This is a genomic window from Thermaerobacter subterraneus DSM 13965 (genome assembly GCF_000183545.2).
In the GTDB taxonomy this organism is placed as follows: Bacteria; Bacillota; Sulfobacillia; order Thermaerobacterales; family Thermaerobacteraceae; genus Thermaerobacter; species Thermaerobacter subterraneus.
Genome location: NZ_JH976535.1, coordinates 1300388 through 1317105, shown reverse-complemented (window position 1 = coordinate 1317105; position 16718 = coordinate 1300388). Strand labels below are relative to the sequence as shown.

Below are 16718 nucleotides of genomic sequence, written 5' to 3'. Positions count from 1 at the left end.
GTCAGCCCGGGGGGCTTCCCGCCGGCGGTTCCGCCCAGGGGAGGTCCAGAAAGCGCCCGTGGGGATCGAACACCTGCTTGAGGGCTCGGGCCACCGCCGTTCCTGCCGGCGGCACGGCGAAGGCGGGCGGCGGCTGGCTGGCCCAGCCGTGGCCCCGCCAGCAGAGGACCGGGATGCCGAGACCGGCCAGTTCGGCCAGGAGCCGGGCCCGCTCGCCGGCGCCGGGCGCCTGCGGGAACAGGGCCCAGGCCGCCGTCCCCGCCTGGGTGTGCAGGACCACGGCCCCGTGCCGGCGCAGCAGGGCGTCAAGGGCCGGCAGCAAGCCGGGCCGGGAATACAGCCGCAGCAGGTCGGGCCCCCGGTGGGATCCCTCGGGACCGCCCTCCTCCGGTGACCGCCCCGGTCCCGCGGCGCCGGCGGCCGGTACAGCGGGTGCGGCCGGTGCCGGTCCGGCAACCGGTGCCCGGCTGGCCTCCGGTGCCGGCCCGGCCGCCGGTACCGGCGGGCCGGGATCGCCCTCGGCGGCGGTCCAGGCCAGTTCCCGCAGCCTTTGCCACAGCTGCTCTTCCGGCTCCCCCTGCAAGATCTCGGCCCGGCGGGCCGCGGCGGCTCCGCCCACCACCGTCACCACCCGGTCGACCCAGGCGGGGAGGATGGCGGCCGGCCCGCCCACCCGCACCAGCAGGGTATAGGCCTGGCCGAAGCCCTCCAGGCCCGCAGGAGCACCGGCGGCGCCTGCAGCCTGCCGCATCATCACGCCGGGACCGGCCACCTCCAGGGCGTGGGGCTCCAGCGGCGAGCGGTAGACGGCCGCCAGGGCCGCCGCCGCTTCCTCCGCCGAGGGGAAGGCGAAGCAGGCCGTGGCGAAGGCCTCGGGCCGGGGGAACACCTTGAAGGTGAGCTCCGCCAGGATGCCGAAACGTCCCAGGCTGCCACACAGGAACTTGGGGAGGTCGTAGCCGGCGGCGTTCTTCACCACCCGCCCGCCGCCGCGGGCCACCTGGCCCCGGCCGTCCACCAGGGTCACGCCGAGCACGAAGTCCCGCACGCCGCCGTAGCGCATCCGGCAGGGACCCGAAACGCCCGTGGCCACGGTCCCGCCCAGGGTCGCTCCCGCGCGCACCAGCAGCGGGTCGAAGGGCAGGTACTGGCCGTGCCGGGCCAGAAGCTCCTCGAGCACCGCCACCCGCGTTCCCGCGCGGGCCGTGACGGTAAACTCCGCCGGGTCGTAGTCCACCACCCCCGCCAGGCCCGTGGTGTCGACCACCAGGACGCCCGTGGGGCCCCGGCCGCCTTCCGGGCTCTGGTGCCGGTCGCCGGCCGGGCCGCCGAGCCCCTGCGCCGCCGGGACCGGCTGCCCGGCCGGACCTGGTCCCGCGGGGCCCGGGAAGCCGGGCCAAGCGGGCCTGCTCTGGTCCTCGCCAGCTGGAAACGCCGGCTGGGCAGCCTTGGTCCCGCCGCCCCGGGGGAACACCCGGGCCGCCTCCCGCACCAGGGCCGCCAGCTCCTCCAGGGTGGACGGCCGCGCCACCGGCCCGCCCGCAGGCGCCGCAGCCGGAAGGGGCTCGCTCACCGGACATCCCTCCCCCGGCCCGCGGGCCCGGGCACCGGCGTCGGCTCGGCCAGGGACCCTGCCCCCGCGGGCACCGCCACCCCCGCCTGCCCCCAGGCCGCCGGCTCTCCCGCCGGGATGCCGGCCGGCGGAGCCGGCTCGTCGGGAAAGACCTTGCCCCGGTTGGCCAGTTCCAGAGGGTCGAAGGTGCGGCGAATGCGGCGCATCAGGTCCAGGGTCACGGGGTCGAACAGGCGGGGCAGGAAGCGGCGCTTCTCCAGTCCCACCCCGTGCTCGCCGGTGATGGAGCCGCCCAGCTCGATGCAGGTCTCGATGATGGCCGCCGCCAGCTCCTCGGCCCGCTCCACCGTCTCGGGGGAGCGGTCGTCGAAGAGGATCAAGGGGTGAAGGTTGCCGTCGCCGGCATGGAAGACGTTGGCCACCCGGAAACCGTGGCGGGCGGCCAGCTCCTCGATCCGGGCCAGGGCCTCGCCCAGGCGGGTCCGGGGCACCACGCCGTCCTGGACCAGATAACCCAGGCTGATGTGGCCGACGGCGGAGAAGGCGCTCTTGCGCCCCTTCCAGAGGCGCTGGCGCTCGGCTTCGTCCTCGGCCAGCCGCACTTCCGTCGGGCCGGACGCGGCGATGACCTCCATGAGGCGGCGGAAGTCGGCCTCCACCTCACCGGCGGGCCCGTCCAGCTCCACGATCAGCAGGGCGCCGGCCTGGCGGGGGTAGCCGGCGCCCACCGCCGCCTCGGCCGCGTCCATGGCCAGCCGGTCCATGATCTCCATGGCGGCGGGCAGCAGCCCCGCCTTCACCACGGCACCGACGGCGTCGCCCGCCTGGTCCAGGCGGCGGTACGCGGCCAGCACCGTGCGCACCGCTTCCGGCCGCGGCAGCAGCCGGACCGTCACCTCCACCACCACGCCGAACTGGCCCTCGGCGCCGGTGAACAGCCCCGGCAGGTCGGGACCGGCCACGTCCAGGCTGCTGCCGCCGATGGTCACCGTCTCGCCGGTAGCCAGCACCACCTTCATGCCCAGCACGTGGTTGGCGGTCATGCCGTACTTCAGGCAGTGGGCCCCGCCGGAATTGAAGGACACGTTGCCGCCGATGGTGCAGATCACCTGGCTGGAGGGATCGGGGGCGTAGTAGAGGCCGTAGGGTGCGGCGGCCCGGCTGATCTGCAGGTTGACCACGCCGGGTTCCACCACCGCCAGGCGGTCGGCGGGATCCAGGTGGAGGATGCGGTTCATCCGGTTCAGGGCGATGACGATCCCGCCGGGGACGGGCACGGCACCCCCCGAGAGGCTGGTGCCGCTGCCCCGGGCAACGAAGGGAACGCCGTAATCCCGACAGAGGCGCACCGTGGCTTCCACCTGCTCCCGCCGGGTGGGCAGGACCACCGCCACCGGCCGGGCCCGGAACACCGTCAGGCCGTCGCACTCGTACGCCGCCAGCTGGGCCGGATCGGTATGCAGCGACCCCGGCGGGTAGATCCGGCTCAGGGCCGTGAGAAAGGAGCCCTTCTCCGCCTCCGCCGCCATGGCGATCCCCCCCGCTTGCTCCCCCAGTGCCGATCATGGGGCCTCGGGCCCCGCCTCACCCTGCCGTCATGACGGGATGTCCGGACCGGAATCCGGATTCTTGTGCGGGAAGGTACTGGGATTCTTATTCACGACGCGCAGCCAAGTTCCTGGTTCCGTGCGCCGCCGGTAGGAACCGGGTCCGGCGGGCGCGAAATGTGCCCCATCCTACCCAAACCGTTGCGCCGGAACGGAGGCGGTGCGGTGTTCGACGGCAGCGGGGTCCTCTGGTTCCAGCAGGCGGCCCACCCGGTGCTGGACGCCGTGGCCCGGATCTTCACCTACCTGGGCAGCGAGTACTTCTACATGCTGATCCTGCCGCTGTGGTACTGGTGCGCCGACCGGCGGCGCGGCCACCAGCTGGCGTTCCTGTTCCTGGTTTCCATGTGGCTGAACGGCCTGCTCAAGGACGTGGCCAACATGCCCCGCCCGTCGGCCCTGCTGGACGGGGTGCAGGTGCTGGTGCGGGAGAGCAGCAACGGCTTCCCGTCAGGCCACGCCCAGGGTGCCATGACGGTGTTCGGGTACCTGTTCGCGGAATACCAGGTGGGCTGGTGGCGGGCCCTCTGCGCGGTGCTCATCGTGCTCATCGCCTTCTCGCGTCCGTACCTGGGCGTGCACTACCTGGGCGACACCCTGGGCGGGCTGCTGATCGGCCTGGTGGTGCTCGTGCTCTTCCGCTGGGGATTCGCCCAAGGTCTGGGAGGAACCTGGCCCCGGCGGCGAAAGCTCCTGCTGGCGCTGGTGGTGCCGGTCATCCTTTTGCCCCTCTATGGCGAATCCGTCGCCTACCAGACCCTGGGTTTCCTCATGGGCTTTCTGGCCGGCGACCTCTACGCCATGCAGGCCCTGCCCTACTCCACGCCGGCGCGGCCTGCCGTGGCCGCGGCCCGCCTGGGCGTGGGGCTGGCGGGGTTTGCCGTCCTCTACGTCCTGCATGGCGCGCTGATTCCCAACGGGCTGCCGGAACTGCCGGGCTATGCGCTGCTGGGCCTGTGGGTCACGGCGGGAGCGCCGTGGCTCTTCCGGCGGCTGGGCCTGGCCGGAGGAGGGCCCGGAACGGCCGGCGAGACGCCCGCGGCGGAGGGCCTGGTGGTGCCCGGTGGAACCGGGTCCGCCGCCCTGGCCGGCGCCCGCATCCAGCCCGCGGCGGCAGGCCCGGCCGCCGGCGCCGCCGCCCTGGCGGCGCCGGTTCGTCCCCTGCTGCGTCTGGCGGCGGGGTTCCTGGCCGCCACCGCGCTGGGCGCCGCCCTGGCCCAGCCTCCCCTTGACCGGGCCCAATACGGCCCCATGGCGGGCGAGCCGGCCCGCCGCCCGGTGCCCCTGGTCATCGCCCACCGCGGCGGCGACCAGCGGCCGGAAAACACCCTGGAGAGCTTCCGGTACGCCGCCGCCCTGGGTGCGGACTGGATCGAGCTGGACGTCCACCGCATCCGCGACGGGTCGCTGGTCGTCCTCCACGACGAGACGGTGGACCGGACCACCAGCGGCAGCGGGGACGTCCACGCCATGACGCTGGCCGAGGTCAAGGCGCTCGATGCCGGGTACTGGTGGACCCCCGACGGGGGGCGGACCTACCCGTATCGCGGCCGGGGTCTGACCGTCCCCACGCTGGAAGAGGTCCTTCAGGCCCTGCCCGGCCAGCGGCTCCTCATCGAGCTCAAGGACGACGACCTGCAGCTGGCCGAGGCGGTGGCCCGGGTTCTGGAGGCGCACGGCGCCACGGACCGGGTCATGGTGGCCTCCTTCCACGACCGGACCCTCCAGCACTTCCGCCAGGTGGCTCCTCGGGTTCCCACCAGCCTGGCCAGCGGCGAAGCCCTGCGCTTCGTCATCCTGCAGCGGCTGGGGCTCACGCCCTACCACCGGACGGCGGGCGTCGCCCTGCAGGTGCCCGAGTACCACGGAATCCTCAGGGTCTTCTCCGGGGGCCTGGTGCGACTCGCCCACGACCGCGGGGTGGAAGTCCACACCTGGACCGTCAACGACCCGCGCAAGATGGAGCAGATGTTCCTGGCCGGGGTCGACGGCATCGTCACCGACCGGCCCGATCTGGCCCTCCAGGTCCGGGCCAGCCTGTTCCCCACCTCCCGCCGCTAGAGCTTCCGGCGGGGCGCGGCGGCCGGTCCGGGCATCCGGGGTTCGGGGCCGGACCCGGTGCAGCCGGTGGCCGGGGTGCCGGCAGGGGCCGGCTCCGCGCCGGCCGCCGCTCCCTGGCCCGCCCCGTCGCGGTGGGGGGACGGCCTGGTACCCGGGGTGGCGCGGGGGCGCCCCGCGGGGGAAACCCGCCGGTGGCGGTCTGCCGGTGCGGGCCAGCCCCGCCGCGGCGAAAGGAGTGAAGCGCATGAGCAGCCTTCCCTCGTTCCAGGGGAACTTCGGCCTGCAGGCCCAGGTGGAGATCTACCTGTCGGCGGGGCAGGCCCAGCGGCTTCCGGTGAGCGTCGACCGGTGGCGGGAACGGGCCCGGGCCGTGCTGCCCGACGGGCCCTGGTGGTACGTGGAGGGCGGAGCGGGCGGCGGGGCCACCATGGCCGCCAACCGCCAGGCCTTCGACCGCTGGCGCCTGCGCCCGCGGATGCTACGGGACGTGGCCCAGCGGGATCTGTCCACCGAACTGCTGGGGCGCCGCCTGCCGGCGCCGGTGCTGCTGGCGCCTGTGGGCGTGCTCTCGGTGGTCCACGGCGAGGCGGAGCGGGCGCCCGCCCGGGCGGCGGCCCGGCTGGGCCTTCCCTTCATCGCCAGCACGGTCTCCTCCGTCACCCTGGAGGGCATCGCCGAGGCCATGGGCGACGGGCCGCGCTGGTTCCAGCTCTACCCGGCCCGGGACCGGGAGATCATGGCCAGCCTGATCCGGCGGGCCGAAGCGGCGGGCTACGAGGCGCTGGTGGTCACCGTCGACACCACCATGCTGGGCTGGCGGGAGCACGACCTGGAGAACGCCTACCTCCCCTTCCTGCTGGGGGAGGGGATCGCCAACTACCTGTCGGACCCGGCCTTCCGGGCCCGCCTGCCCCGGCCGCCGGAAGAGGACCGGGAGGGGGCCATCCTGCAGTTCCTCCAGGTCTTCGTCAACCCGTCCTTCACCTGGGACGAGCTGGCCTTCATTCGAGGCCAGACCCGCCTGCCGGTCCTCGTCAAGGGGATCACCCACCCCGGCGACGCCCGCCAGGCGGTGGAGTGCGGGGTGCAGGGGATCATCGTCTCCAACCACGGCGGCCGGCAGGTGGACGGGGCCGTGGCCGCCCTGGACGCCCTGCCCGAGGTGGTGGAGGCGGTGGCCGGCCGCGTAGCCGTCCTGTTCGACAGCGGCATCCGGCGCGGGGCGGACGTCCTCAAGGCCCTGGCCCTGGGGGCCCGGGCGGTGCTGGTCGGCCGGCCCTACGTCTATGCCCTGGCCGCCGCCGGGGAAGCGGGGGTGGCCCGGCTGCTGCGGCACCTGCTGGCCGATCTGGACCTGACCATGGGCCTTTGCGGCGTCCGCTCCGCGGCCGAGATCGACGGGAGCCTGGTGACCCGGGTGTGACGAACCGGCCGGGTGCCGCGTCAGGCCACGATCCCCCCGAAGGCAAGCGGCGGGAGCGACCCCCCTGGCCCGGAGCGACCGGTCCCGAGCCGGTCGCGGGCCGGCAGGCTCCAGACCGGAACCGGTCCGGGGCCCGGGAGGGCGGTGCAGCCGGCCCAGGCAAGAGCTGGGGCGGCGGAACGCCACCTTGCCGGTCCACGGCCGGGCCAGGCATGGGTTCGCGGCCCGGTGGGCCTGGGGCATCCAGGCGGGATCCGGCCGTCCACCGGCATGCCAGGCCCAGGGCCCGCCGGGCCGCGTTCCATCACCGCCGGACACGCCGGTGACCACCCCGTCGCCGGCATGTCCGGCTACCCTCGGGCCCGCCCCGGCGCACCGGGGCCCTGCCCCGCACCACGGCCCAGCATGCGGCGGACGGTGGCCAGGACCAGGCGGTCCCGCAGCCCCGTGGGCAGCCACCGCAGCAGGCGCACCTCCCGGGCCCGCTCCGGGGCGGCCACCAGGTAGCGGGCCCGGGGGCGAGGGGCCGTCAGCGCATGGACCACCGCCCGGGCCACGGCCTCCGGCGGCAGGCCTTGCCGGGCGTTGCGCTGGGCAATCCGGGTCATGGCGGCGACCGCCGCGGGGTAGACCGCTTCCGTACCCGGTGGAGGCGGCAGCAGGTAACCCTGGGCCGCCTCCGCCGACCGGGTCCAGATGGGCGTCACCACCGAGCCGGGCTCGATGAGGCTTACCGCGATGCCCCAGGGGGCCAGCTCGATGCGCAGGGCGTCGGCCAGGGCCTCCAGGGCGAACTTGGAGGCCGAATAAGGCCCCATGAAGGGCAGGGACACGAGGCCCGATACGGAGCCCATGAGCACGATCCGGCCGCGCCCCTGCCGGAGGGCCGGGAGCAGGGCCCGGGTGACGGCCACCACGCCCACCACGTTGACCTCCAGCTGCTGGCGCCAGACGGCCTCGGGGATCAGCTCCACCGGACCGGCGGCGGCGATGCCGGCATTGTTGACCAGCCCCTGGAGACCCCTTTCGCCGGCGCGGCGCCGGACGGTCTCGGCCGCGGCTCGCACCTGCTCTTCGTCGGTCACGTCGAGGAGCAGCGGCTCCACCGCCGGCCCACCCGCCTCCCGCAGGGCCTCGCCGTCTTCCGGGCGGCGGACGCCGGCCAGCACCGTCCACCCGGCGCGGGCCAGGGCCAGGGCGCTGGCCCGCCCGATGCCGCTGCCGGCACCCGTGATCAGCACCAAGGGCATCCCCGTCCCTCCTCAGCCCACCCCGGCCCACCCGGGGTGCCGCGGCCTGCCGGCCCGCGCCATCCGGACCCACGACCGGCGACGTACTGCAACCTGCCGAAGGCGCGGCCGGCGAGGGACCCGACCTGCCGGACCCGCAACCTGCCAGCTGTCGCGCCCTGCCGGGAGCGGAAACCTACCGGGCCACCGCCCGGGCACCGGCCCTCTCCTCCGCCAGCTCCAGCAAGGTATCGGCCACCAGCGCCCGGATCAGCTCGACCTTGTACTCGCTGCCCGGCAGAGGACGGGCGCCTTCCACGGCCAGGGCGCCCGCCTGCCGGGCCGCCTCCGGATCCAGCCGCCGCCCCTCCAGCCAGGCCTCCACGCTCTCCAGCCGCCAGGGCTTGAGGGCAACCCCGCCCAGCGCCAGCCGGGCCACCCGGACCCTCGGCCCGGTCCCCGGTTCACCGCCTTCGTCCCAGCGGATGGAGGCCGCCAGGCTCACCAGGGCAAACTGCCAGGCCCGCCGGTCGGTGAGCTTCCGGTAGGCGCTGGTCCAGTGCGCTCCGCCACCGGCCGCCGGCAGGTCGATGGCGACCACCAGCTCGTCCGGTTCCCGGACCGTGAGGGCCGGCCGCCCGGCCGGCACCCGCCCCGTGAAGTACTCCCCGGCGGGAACCCGCCGGCGGCCAATCCCCCCCGCCTGCCACCGGGCCAGCTCCACCTCGGCCCCCAGGGCCACCAGGGCCACGGCGGGGTCCGAGGGGTGAACGGCCCCGCATCCTGCCCCGTCTTCGCCCGGACCGTGGCCGAAGACGGCCTGGAAGGGACCGGCGGCACCGGGAGCGGCACAGGTGCAGTGGTCGTGCCCCGCCAGGCGGCAGGGCAGGCCGGTGCGGAAGTACCAGCAGCGCACCTGCTGCTCCAGGTTCCCTCCCAGGGTGGCCCGGTTGCGCAGGGCCGGCGTGGCCGAGGCGGCCGCCGCCTGGGCCAGGGCCCGGTAGGGTCCGGGCAGGGCACCCGGCCGGGCCAGGTCGGCCAGGGTAGTCAGGGCGCCGATGCGCCACCGCCCGTCGTCCAAAGGCCCCATGCCGCGGAGGCCGCCGATCCGGCGGATGTCCAGCAGCCACCGGGGCCGCGCCCGGCCCTGGTGCATCAGGGTGAGGAGGTCCGTCCCCCCGGCCAGGGCCACCGGCCGCTCGCCCTGGTGGGCAGCGGCCAGGGCCTGGAGGGCGTCCTCCAGGGTCACCGCCCGGCCATAGGCCGGGCCGGCCGCCGGCAGGTGCCCCTCGTCCCGGTCGGATCCTTCCGCCGCTGCCGCCGGCGGTGCCGGCGGCGCCGCGCCACCGCTCGCGGCAGCCGAATGCCGTTCCTCTCCCCAGCGCTCTGTCACCGGGGATCACCTCCCCCCGCAGCCTGGGGCTGCCGCCGGCCGTCGGGGCCGATGCCGTGGCGGCGCAAGAGGGCCAGCACCCGCTGGCGGGTGAGGGGCAGTTCCCGCACGGGGATGCCCGTGGCGTGGTAGAAGGCGTTGGCGATGGCCGCCGCCGTGGGGATGATGGGCGGCTCCCCCGCCCCCTTGACCCCCAGGTTGTTGCCATGAGGATCGGGCCCGCCGGTGAAGGCCACGTGCAGCCGCGGGATGTCGGCCACCGTGGGCACCCGGTAGTTCTCCAGGTTGGGGTTGAGCACCCGGCCGCTCAGCGGATCCATGACCCGTTCCTCCATGAGCGCGAACCCCAATCCCTGGATCATGCCGCCCTCCATCTGGGCCGCCGCCGTCAGGGGGTTCACCACCCGGCCGATGTCGTGGACCGCCCAGAGGTCGAGCACCCGCACCTCGCCGGTAGCCGGATCGACCTCCACCTCGGCGAACTGGGCGCCGAAGGTGTGGATGGCGTACTCGTCGGGGTTGGGGCCGCGGCTGCCGCGGCCGGTGATCACGTACTGGCCGAGGGTCTTGCCGAGTTCCTGGAAGGTGACCGCCCTGTCGGGAGCCCCCCGGACCTGCACCCGCCCCGGAGGAACCAGCTCCAGATCCCGCGGATCGGCCTCCAGGAGCCCGCCCGCCAGCTCCAGGATCTGGCGGGCGGCATCCGCCGCCGCCGACCGCACCGCCGGTCCCATGGAAGGTACCGTCATGCTGCCGGCGCTGATGGGAGCGTAAGGCCCGCCGTCGGTATCCCCCAGCTGCACCCGCACCCGCTCGAGGGGCAGGGCCAGTTCTTCCGCGGCGATCTGGGCCAGCACGGTGCGCGTGCCGGTTCCGATGTCCTGGCCCGCCGTCACCACCGTGGCCGTACCGTCCGGATGAACCCGCACCTCGGCCTGGGCGGGAGGGCCGCCCGCGCCACCCCAGATCTGGCTGGCCATGCCGATGCCCCGCAGCCGGCGCCGGCGGCCGGCTCCGCCTTCCGCAACCGGGCCGCCCGTTCCCCCCGTCGCGGGGGCCCCGGCACCGGTCCCGGTGGCGGGGCGGTCGCCGCCGGCCCCCTGGGCAGCGGCCTCAAGGGCGACAACGCCCGGCACACCCCATCCACTCCCGCCGCGCTTGGCCTCCCAGCCCGCCATGGCGGCGCCCATGGCGTAGGCCTGCCGCAGCCCCTTGGAGGAGTAGGGCCGGCCGCTGGTGGGGTCGACCTCCGCGTAGTTGCGGAGCCGCAGCTCCAGCGGGTCCAGGTCGAGACGGCGCGCCAGCTCGTCCATCAGCACCTCCAGGGCCACCGTGCCCTCCACGTAGCCCGGCGCCCGGAAGGCGGAGGTGGGCCCGGTGTTGGTGTGGACCGGCACTTCGACCGTGCGCACGTTGGGAATGGCGTACAGCTGGCGGGCCGGGCCGCCGATGCTGCCGGGACTGCCCAGGACCCCCACGGCGGCATAAGCTTCCAGGTCCAGGGCCACCAGCCGGCCGTCGGCCCGGGCGCCCAGCTTGAGCCGCTGCAGGGTGCTGTGGCGGTTGCCTGCGGCCAGGTTCTCCTCCTCCCGGTCCAGCACGCAGCGCACCGGCCGCCCCAGCTGCCGGCTGAGGATGCCCGCCAGCACCGTGTACTTGTGCAGCCCGTTCTTGCTGCCGAAACCGCCGCCCATGTGCTCCTTGACCACCCGCACCCGGTGCACGGGCAGCCCGAAGAGCTGGGCAAACCGGTCCCGGACGCCGAACAGGTGCTGGGTCGAGTCGTAGATGGTCACCCGGTCCTGCTGCCAGTCCACCACGCTGCCGTGGGTCTCCATGCAGTTGTGCAGCTGCACCGGGGTGCGGAAGGTGCCCTCCACCACCACCTCCGCCTCGCGAAAGCCGGCCTCCACGTCCCCGCGGCTGTAGCGGGTCGCCCGGTCCCAGCGCACGTTGCCCTGGGGCCGCACGGGCGGGGCATCGGGCTTCATGGCCTCTTCCAGGTCGACCACAAAGGGCAACGGCTCGTACTCCACCTCCAGGGCCGCCGCGGCGGCCCGGGCCGTCTCGAGGTCGCGGGCCGCCACCACCGCCACCTCATCCCCGTGGTAGCGCACCACCGGGTTGAGGACGCGATCCCCCTCGCGGCCCCAGGGAATGGGCGGGCAGTTCTCATGGGTCAAAACGGCCAGGACCCCCGGGATGGCCAGGGCCCGCTCCGCCCGGATGGAGCGGATCCGGGCGTGGGGATAAGGGCTCCGTACGACCACCGCATGGACCATGCCGGGCAGGCGGACGTCGTGGGTGTAGCGGGCGCGCCCGGTCACCTTCTCCCAGCCGTCCACCCGCGGTACGGGCCGGCCGATGTAACGCAGCCGGTCTTCTCCGGGCAGCGGCGCCGCGGGGTCGTCCTCGACCACCACGAACCGCTCCTGCACCCGGCCCTCGAACTCGAAGCGGGTCTTAACCAGTCGCGGCACCGGACACCCCTCCTCCGCCCCCGGCCCCGCCCAGCGCCCCGGCAGCCCGCAGGGCGGCCTGAACGATCCGGGTGTAGGCCCCGCACCGGCAGAGGTTGCCGGACAGCGCGGCCACCACCTGCTCCCGGGTGGGGTGGGGCTCCCGGTCCAGCAGGGCCTTGACGGCCATGATCTGCCCGGGCGTGCAGAAACCGCACTGCAGGGCGTCCTCCGCGATGAACGCTTCCTGGATGGGGTGCAGGCGATCGCCCCGGGCCAGCCCCTCCACGGTCTCCACCCGGCTGCCGTCGCAGGCGGCCACGGGCACCAGGCAGCTGTACACCAGCTCCCCGTCGACGATCACGCTGCACGCCCCGCAATTGCCTTCCCCGCAGCCGATCTTGGTCCCCATCAGGCCAAGCCGCTCGCGGAGGAACGCGGCCAGGGTGAGGCTCGCCGGAACGTCTCCCACCCAGGTCTCCCCGTTGACCACCAGGCGGACGGGAACCTGGGCGCGGAACGCCGGCAGGGCCGATTCTCCGGCTCCCGGTTCCGGTTCCCGGGAGCCGGGTTCGTCCCCGACCCCGGGGAAAGCGCCGCCGAGAGGCTCGCCGCCCGGAAGTCCGCCGCGGCCCCCGTTCCCGCCGCTGCGATCCCTGGACAACGTGTCCCGTCGCCTCCTTACCGGCCCTTCCACTGGGGGGCCCGCTTCTCCAGAAAGGCCTGCATGCCTTCCTTCTGGTCTTCCGTGGCGAACAGGCTGTAGAACAGCCGCCGCTCGAACTCCAGTCCCGCGCCCAGGGGCGTCTCGTAAGCCTGCAGCACCGCCGCCTTGGCCATCTGTACCGCCAGCGGCGGCATGCCCGCGATGGCGTGGGCCAGCCGCACGGCCTCGGGCAGGCACTGCTCGTCGGGCACCACCCGCGTGACGAGCCCCCACGCCTCGGCTTCCCGGGCGGGGATCATCCGTCCCGTCAGGATGGCCTCCATGGCCTTGTACTTCCCGGCCACGCGGGTCAGCCGCTGGGTACCGCCGGCGCCGGGGATCACGCCGATCTTGATCTCCGGCTGGCCGAACTGGGCCGACTCGCCGGCGATGATGATGTCGCATCCCATGGCCAGCTCGAACCCGCCGCCCAGGCAGTAGCCCTGGACCGCGGCGATCACCGGCTTGCGGATGCGCCACAGGCGCTGCCAGGCGCCCAGCAGGTCGTCCCCGGTCACCTCGGCCAGGCCCTTGCCCGCCATCTCGGCGATGTCGGCGCCGGCGGCGAAGGCCCGCTCGTTGCCGGTCAGGACCATGCAGCGGATGTCCGGGTCGCGGTCGAACCCGGCCAGCACCCCGGCCAGCTCTTCAATGAGGTCCCGCCGCAGGGCGTTGAGCACCTTCGGCCGGTTCAGCCGGACGATGGCCACCGGCCCGTCGGTCTCCACCAGCAGGTACTCGTAACGGCGGTCCGCTCCGTCCCCCGTTGCGGTCAAGCCCGGTCACCTCCGCCCATCCATTCGCCTGGGAGGAACCGGTTCCCTGCGGCGCCGGCAGGCAGCGGCCTCAGCCGTTGTGCGGCGGCTTTGCTATGATGAGCAGGGTGCCGCCCGCGGCACCAACCCTTGAACGCCCCTGTGGAGGAACGAGCCCGTGACCAGCAACGCCCACCCGCAACCCCGGCCGGGTGCCGGTCCGGAGGTCCGCACAGTGACCGGCACGGCCGCCCCTGACCCGGAGCCAGCCGGCGCCAGGCCGGCAGGCGCCAGCGGGACTCCTGGGGCTCCGCCTGATGGCGCCCCCTCCACCGCACCGCCGGTGGCCGCAACCCCGGCGGGTCCACCCGGCGGCAGACCGGGCAGCACCCCGAGGGGAGAGGACAGCGGCCTCAACCTCGCCGGGACCGGACCCCTGGCACCCTGGAGCCTTCTGCCCCGTACCTGGCTGGAGCCGGCCGGCGGGCGCCCGGGCCCGTGGCGCCGGGAAGAGGCTCTGGCCCCGCGCCCGCTGACCCCCTATTCCGCCGCCCTGTGGCGGCAGGAGCTGCCGGACCTGACGGGGCGGATCAGCCGGGACCTGTCGCTGCCCAGCGCCGGTGTCGACCTGACCGTGGACGAACAGGGCCATCTCCTGGCCCGCCCCCTCCCGGCCGCCGCCTGGCCGGGGGCCCTGGCCTGGCGGGCCGCCCGCCACGGCTGGATCGCCGCCCGCCAGGCGGCCGAGCTGGTTCGCTGGTGGGACGAGCAGGGTGCCCGGACCCTGCTGGCCGACGCCGGCGAGCTGCGGCTGCGGGTGATCCCCCTGGAGCGGGCCGGGGGGACCCCCGGCGGGCCCGGCGGGCCCGGGCGGCTCCAGGAATGGCGGCGGACCCTGGAACGCTGCCGGGACATCTGGCGGGCTCACCTGGACCGGCTCCTGCGCCTCGAAGCCCTGGCGACCCTTAGCCTCTGGCAGCTGGACGCCCTCTTGCAGGCCTTTCAGCTGCCCGGTGCCCCGCGGGCGGGCGACCTGGTCCCCGTTCCGGCGGTGGTGGCGGAGATGGGCCAGCGGCTCTGGCACCTGGCCGCCCGCGGCCGGGAAGCAGGGGCGGTGGCCGCCGTCTTCCGGGAACCGCCCTACCACCCCCGGCTGTCGCGCCTTGCCCAGGACGCCCCCGGTGCCGGCGCAGGAGCGTCGCCGGAACACGGCGGGCCGGTGGCCGCCTTCCTGGAGCTGTGGGGCCAGTTCCTCGAGCGGTACGGGTACGTGGCCCTGCCCGCGGCCGAGCTGGCGGAGCCCACCTGGGCGGAGGACCCCGAGCCCGCCCTGGCCTGGCTGGCCCGGTTCTTCCAGGACCGGGGGCTCAGCCCCATCGCTGCGGAGATCAACGCCCAGCGGCGCCAGCAGCAGCTGGAGGAGGCCATCCGCCGGCACCTGGCCCGGCGGCCCCTCGACCGGGGCCGCATCGAGGAGACCCGGCGGCTGGCCGAGGCCACCACCCGGGTGGCCGCGGAGATGGGCTACCACATGCTGGTCCTCAGGTCCTGGTGGCGGCGGGCGGTGCTGGGGGCTGGGAGGGACCTGGCCGCCGCCGGGCGGCTGGAGGAACCCGCCGCCGTGTGGCAGCTCGCACCCCATGAGCTGGAAGCGCTCCTAGGTGGAGGGCCCGGCGGTGGCCAAGCCTCGTCCCACGGCCCGGCCACCGCGACGGCCGGGCGCCACCCGGAGGGCCCCGGGGCCCCTGCGGGGACCCCAGGCCAGGCAGGCCCCGCTGGCGCCGCCCCGGCGGCCCGCCTGGAGGGTCATGACGGGGCCGCCGCACCGGCCGGCGGCCACCCCGGCAAGGGCCGCGGCGGGGACCGTCACGAGCACGAGCAGCCGGACGAGGGCCGTCACGAGTTACCCGGCCGGGGCGGTCCCGCGCAGCCCGGCGGGGGTCGTCACGAGCAGCGCACCGAGCCGCCCGCTCCACCGGACGAGGAACGCCTCGAGCGGGCCCGCCAGCGGGCGCACCGCTTCTTCCGCTACGCCGGGATGGCGTACTTCGCCCTGCTGGCGCTGATCCCGCTGATCATGGCCCGCCAGGGCCTGCTCTGGTGGGGCCTGCGGGAGATGGCCCTCCTGGTCGTCGAGATCGTGGTGGTGCTGGCACCGCTCGCCGCCGTCGCCGGGGCCGCCTACCTGCTGGCCCGGGGCAGGAAGGGGCGGCCCCGAGCCCGGACCCGGGACGAACAGGCAGGCGGCGCCGGGGGAGCGGCCGGGCCGGGCCAGCCCGGATAGCCGCCGGCCCCGCGCGCCGGCTACGGCCGCCGGGCGGCCAGGTGCCCGCTGCGCTCAAGCCCCGCCCGCACCAGGTGGGCCAGGCTGTCTTCCTCCAGCCGGCCGATCACCTCTTCCAGGGTGGAACCGGAGCAGGCCCAGTTGTCCTTGGCCGAATCGTAGCAGTACAGCAGCCAGCCCTCCGGGCAGCGGTAGATCTCCACCTTGCCCGGACGGGTGAAGGGTTCGATGCGGGCCACCAGATCGGCTTCGAAGCGCAGGCGATCGCCCTGCAGCTGCACCCCGGGCGCCACGCGCCGTACCTCGTTCACCACCGTCGCCGAGGCGGGGTCAGCGGCCGGGTGGGACAGCTGCACTTCCTGAAGATCCATCTTCGCCGGGCCCTCCTTCCCCTGCCTCCTCCTGGACGAACCCGGCCAGGAGGCCGGCCAGGCGCTCCAGCCCCTCGACCAGGCGGGGACCGGGCCGGCCGAACAGGGCTTCGGGCAGGGGCACGACGCGGCCTCGGGCCACGGCCTCCAGCCGGCTCCAGCCCGGCCGGGCCGCCACCCGCGAGGGGTCCATGTGCCCCTGCAGCGTCCCGCACCAGCACAGCAGGATCACGTCGGGCACCCGGGCCACCACCGCCTCCGGCTCGACGACGCCGCTGGTGCGGTCGAGATCGGCGAAGATATTCTGCCCTCCGGCCATCTCGGCCATGTCGGTGAACCAGCTCCGCCGGCCGGGTGTGATCAGCGGCCGCGGCCACCATTCGAGGTAGAGCCGCCAGGGCCGCCCCCGCCGGGCGGCCAGCCGCGCCATGCGCTGCCGGACCGCGGCGGCCCGGGCTTGGAGCTGCCGGACCAGCCGGCGGCCGCGTTCCTCCCGTCCGGTGGCGGCGGCCACCGCCTGGATGGACTGCAGCACCTCGGGCCAGCGCTGGGGATTGAGCACCAGGTGGGGCAGGCCCCGGCGCTGGAGGGCTTCGACGTTGCGCTCCATGCCGGGAACGCTGAGGGAGGCCAGGACCAGGTCGGGCTCAAGGGCGGCCACCCGGTCGATGTCGACGGTCAGGTCCGGCCCCACCCGGGGCAGGCGCGCCACCTCCGGAGGATAGTCGGAGTGGTCGTCGACCCCGACCACGAACTCCCCCAGGCCCAGGGCAAAGGCGATCTCCGTGTTGCTGGGGGCCAGGGAGACGATGCGCACGGCGAATCCCTCCCGCAACCGGGCCTGCCGGCCCGGCCGG

General features: G+C 75.1%; 12 protein-coding genes. 3 read left to right on the top strand and 9 right to left on the bottom strand.

Annotation, left to right across the window (positions count from 1 at the left end; all coding sequences use genetic code 11):
* Position 1: 1 nt before the first annotated feature.
* Both THESUDRAFT_RS12210 and THESUDRAFT_RS05435 read right to left on the bottom strand, forming a co-directional pair.
* Positions 2-1573 carry an FAD-binding oxidoreductase gene (locus THESUDRAFT_RS12210; RefSeq protein ID WP_006903743.1) on the bottom strand — a complete coding sequence of 524 codons (1572 nt, stop codon included), beginning with the start codon at positions 1571-1573 and terminating at the stop codon, positions 2-4.
* Positions 1570-3102 (bottom strand): FAD-binding oxidoreductase, encoded by a 1533-nt coding sequence (locus tag THESUDRAFT_RS05435; RefSeq protein ID WP_006903742.1) that lies wholly within the window; start codon positions 3100-3102, stop codon positions 1570-1572. The genes THESUDRAFT_RS12210 and THESUDRAFT_RS05435 overlap by 4 nt, the downstream gene beginning before the upstream one ends.
* 243 nt (positions 3103-3345) lie before the next feature.
* Between THESUDRAFT_RS05435 and THESUDRAFT_RS05430 the strand changes: the two genes are divergently transcribed.
* Together THESUDRAFT_RS05430 and THESUDRAFT_RS05425 are read left to right on the top strand one after the other, a co-directional pair.
* Positions 3346-5241, top strand: coding sequence for a glycerophosphodiester phosphodiesterase family protein (locus THESUDRAFT_RS05430; protein ID WP_006903741.1), 1896 nt, complete (start codon positions 3346-3348; stop codon positions 5239-5241).
* A gap of 244 nt (positions 5242-5485) precedes the next feature.
* Positions 5486-6664 (top strand): alpha-hydroxy-acid oxidizing protein, encoded by a 1179-nt coding sequence (locus THESUDRAFT_RS05425; protein ID WP_006903740.1) that lies wholly within the window; start codon positions 5486-5488, stop codon positions 6662-6664.
* 350 nt (positions 6665-7014) lie between these two features.
* On the opposite strand, the gene THESUDRAFT_RS05420 is transcribed toward THESUDRAFT_RS05425, so the two are convergent.
* The 5 genes from THESUDRAFT_RS05420 to THESUDRAFT_RS05400 all read right to left on the bottom strand — a co-directional run bounded on the left by THESUDRAFT_RS05420 (position 7015) and on the right by THESUDRAFT_RS05400 (position 13227).
* A complete protein-coding gene (locus THESUDRAFT_RS05420; RefSeq protein WP_006903739.1) occupies positions 7015-7914 on the bottom strand; it encodes an SDR family oxidoreductase in 900 nt (299 codons plus the stop codon).
* Between the two features lie 175 nt (positions 7915-8089).
* A complete protein-coding gene (locus tag THESUDRAFT_RS05415) occupies positions 8090-9286 on the bottom strand; it encodes an FAD binding domain-containing protein (protein ID WP_006903738.1) in 1197 nt (398 codons plus the stop codon).
* Complete coding sequence (locus tag THESUDRAFT_RS05410; protein ID WP_006903737.1) at positions 9283-11766, bottom strand: xanthine dehydrogenase family protein molybdopterin-binding subunit; 2484 nt, start codon at positions 11764-11766, stop codon at positions 9283-9285. The genes THESUDRAFT_RS05415 and THESUDRAFT_RS05410 overlap by 4 nt, the downstream gene beginning before the upstream one ends.
* Positions 11750-12409 carry a (2Fe-2S)-binding protein gene (locus tag THESUDRAFT_RS05405; protein WP_006903736.1) on the bottom strand — a complete coding sequence of 220 codons (660 nt, stop codon included), beginning with the start codon at positions 12407-12409 and terminating at the stop codon, positions 11750-11752. The genes THESUDRAFT_RS05410 and THESUDRAFT_RS05405 overlap by 17 nt, the downstream gene beginning before the upstream one ends.
* Before the next feature lie 17 nt (positions 12410-12426).
* The gene (locus THESUDRAFT_RS05400; protein ID WP_006903735.1) at positions 12427-13227 is read right to left on the bottom strand and encodes an enoyl-CoA hydratase-related protein; all 801 of its coding nucleotides are present in this window, start codon (positions 13225-13227) and stop codon (positions 12427-12429) included.
* 157 nt (positions 13228-13384) lie between these two features.
* On the opposite strand from THESUDRAFT_RS05400, the gene THESUDRAFT_RS14955 reads away from it, so the two are divergent.
* Entirely contained in the window at positions 13385-15490 is a 2106-nt protein-coding gene (locus THESUDRAFT_RS14955) for a hypothetical protein (protein ID WP_006903734.1), read from the top strand.
* A gap of 20 nt (positions 15491-15510) precedes the next feature.
* On the opposite strand, the gene THESUDRAFT_RS05390 is transcribed toward THESUDRAFT_RS14955, so the two are convergent.
* Positions 15511-15861: a hypothetical protein gene (locus THESUDRAFT_RS05390; protein ID WP_006903733.1), complete on the bottom strand. Its 351-nt coding sequence runs from the start codon at positions 15859-15861 to the stop codon at positions 15511-15513.
* Positions 15821-16678 (bottom strand): cobalamin-binding protein, encoded by an 858-nt coding sequence (locus THESUDRAFT_RS05385; protein WP_006903732.1) that lies wholly within the window; start codon positions 16676-16678, stop codon positions 15821-15823. The genes THESUDRAFT_RS05390 and THESUDRAFT_RS05385 overlap by 41 nt, the downstream gene beginning before the upstream one ends.
* Positions 16679-16718: the final 40 nt, after the last annotated feature.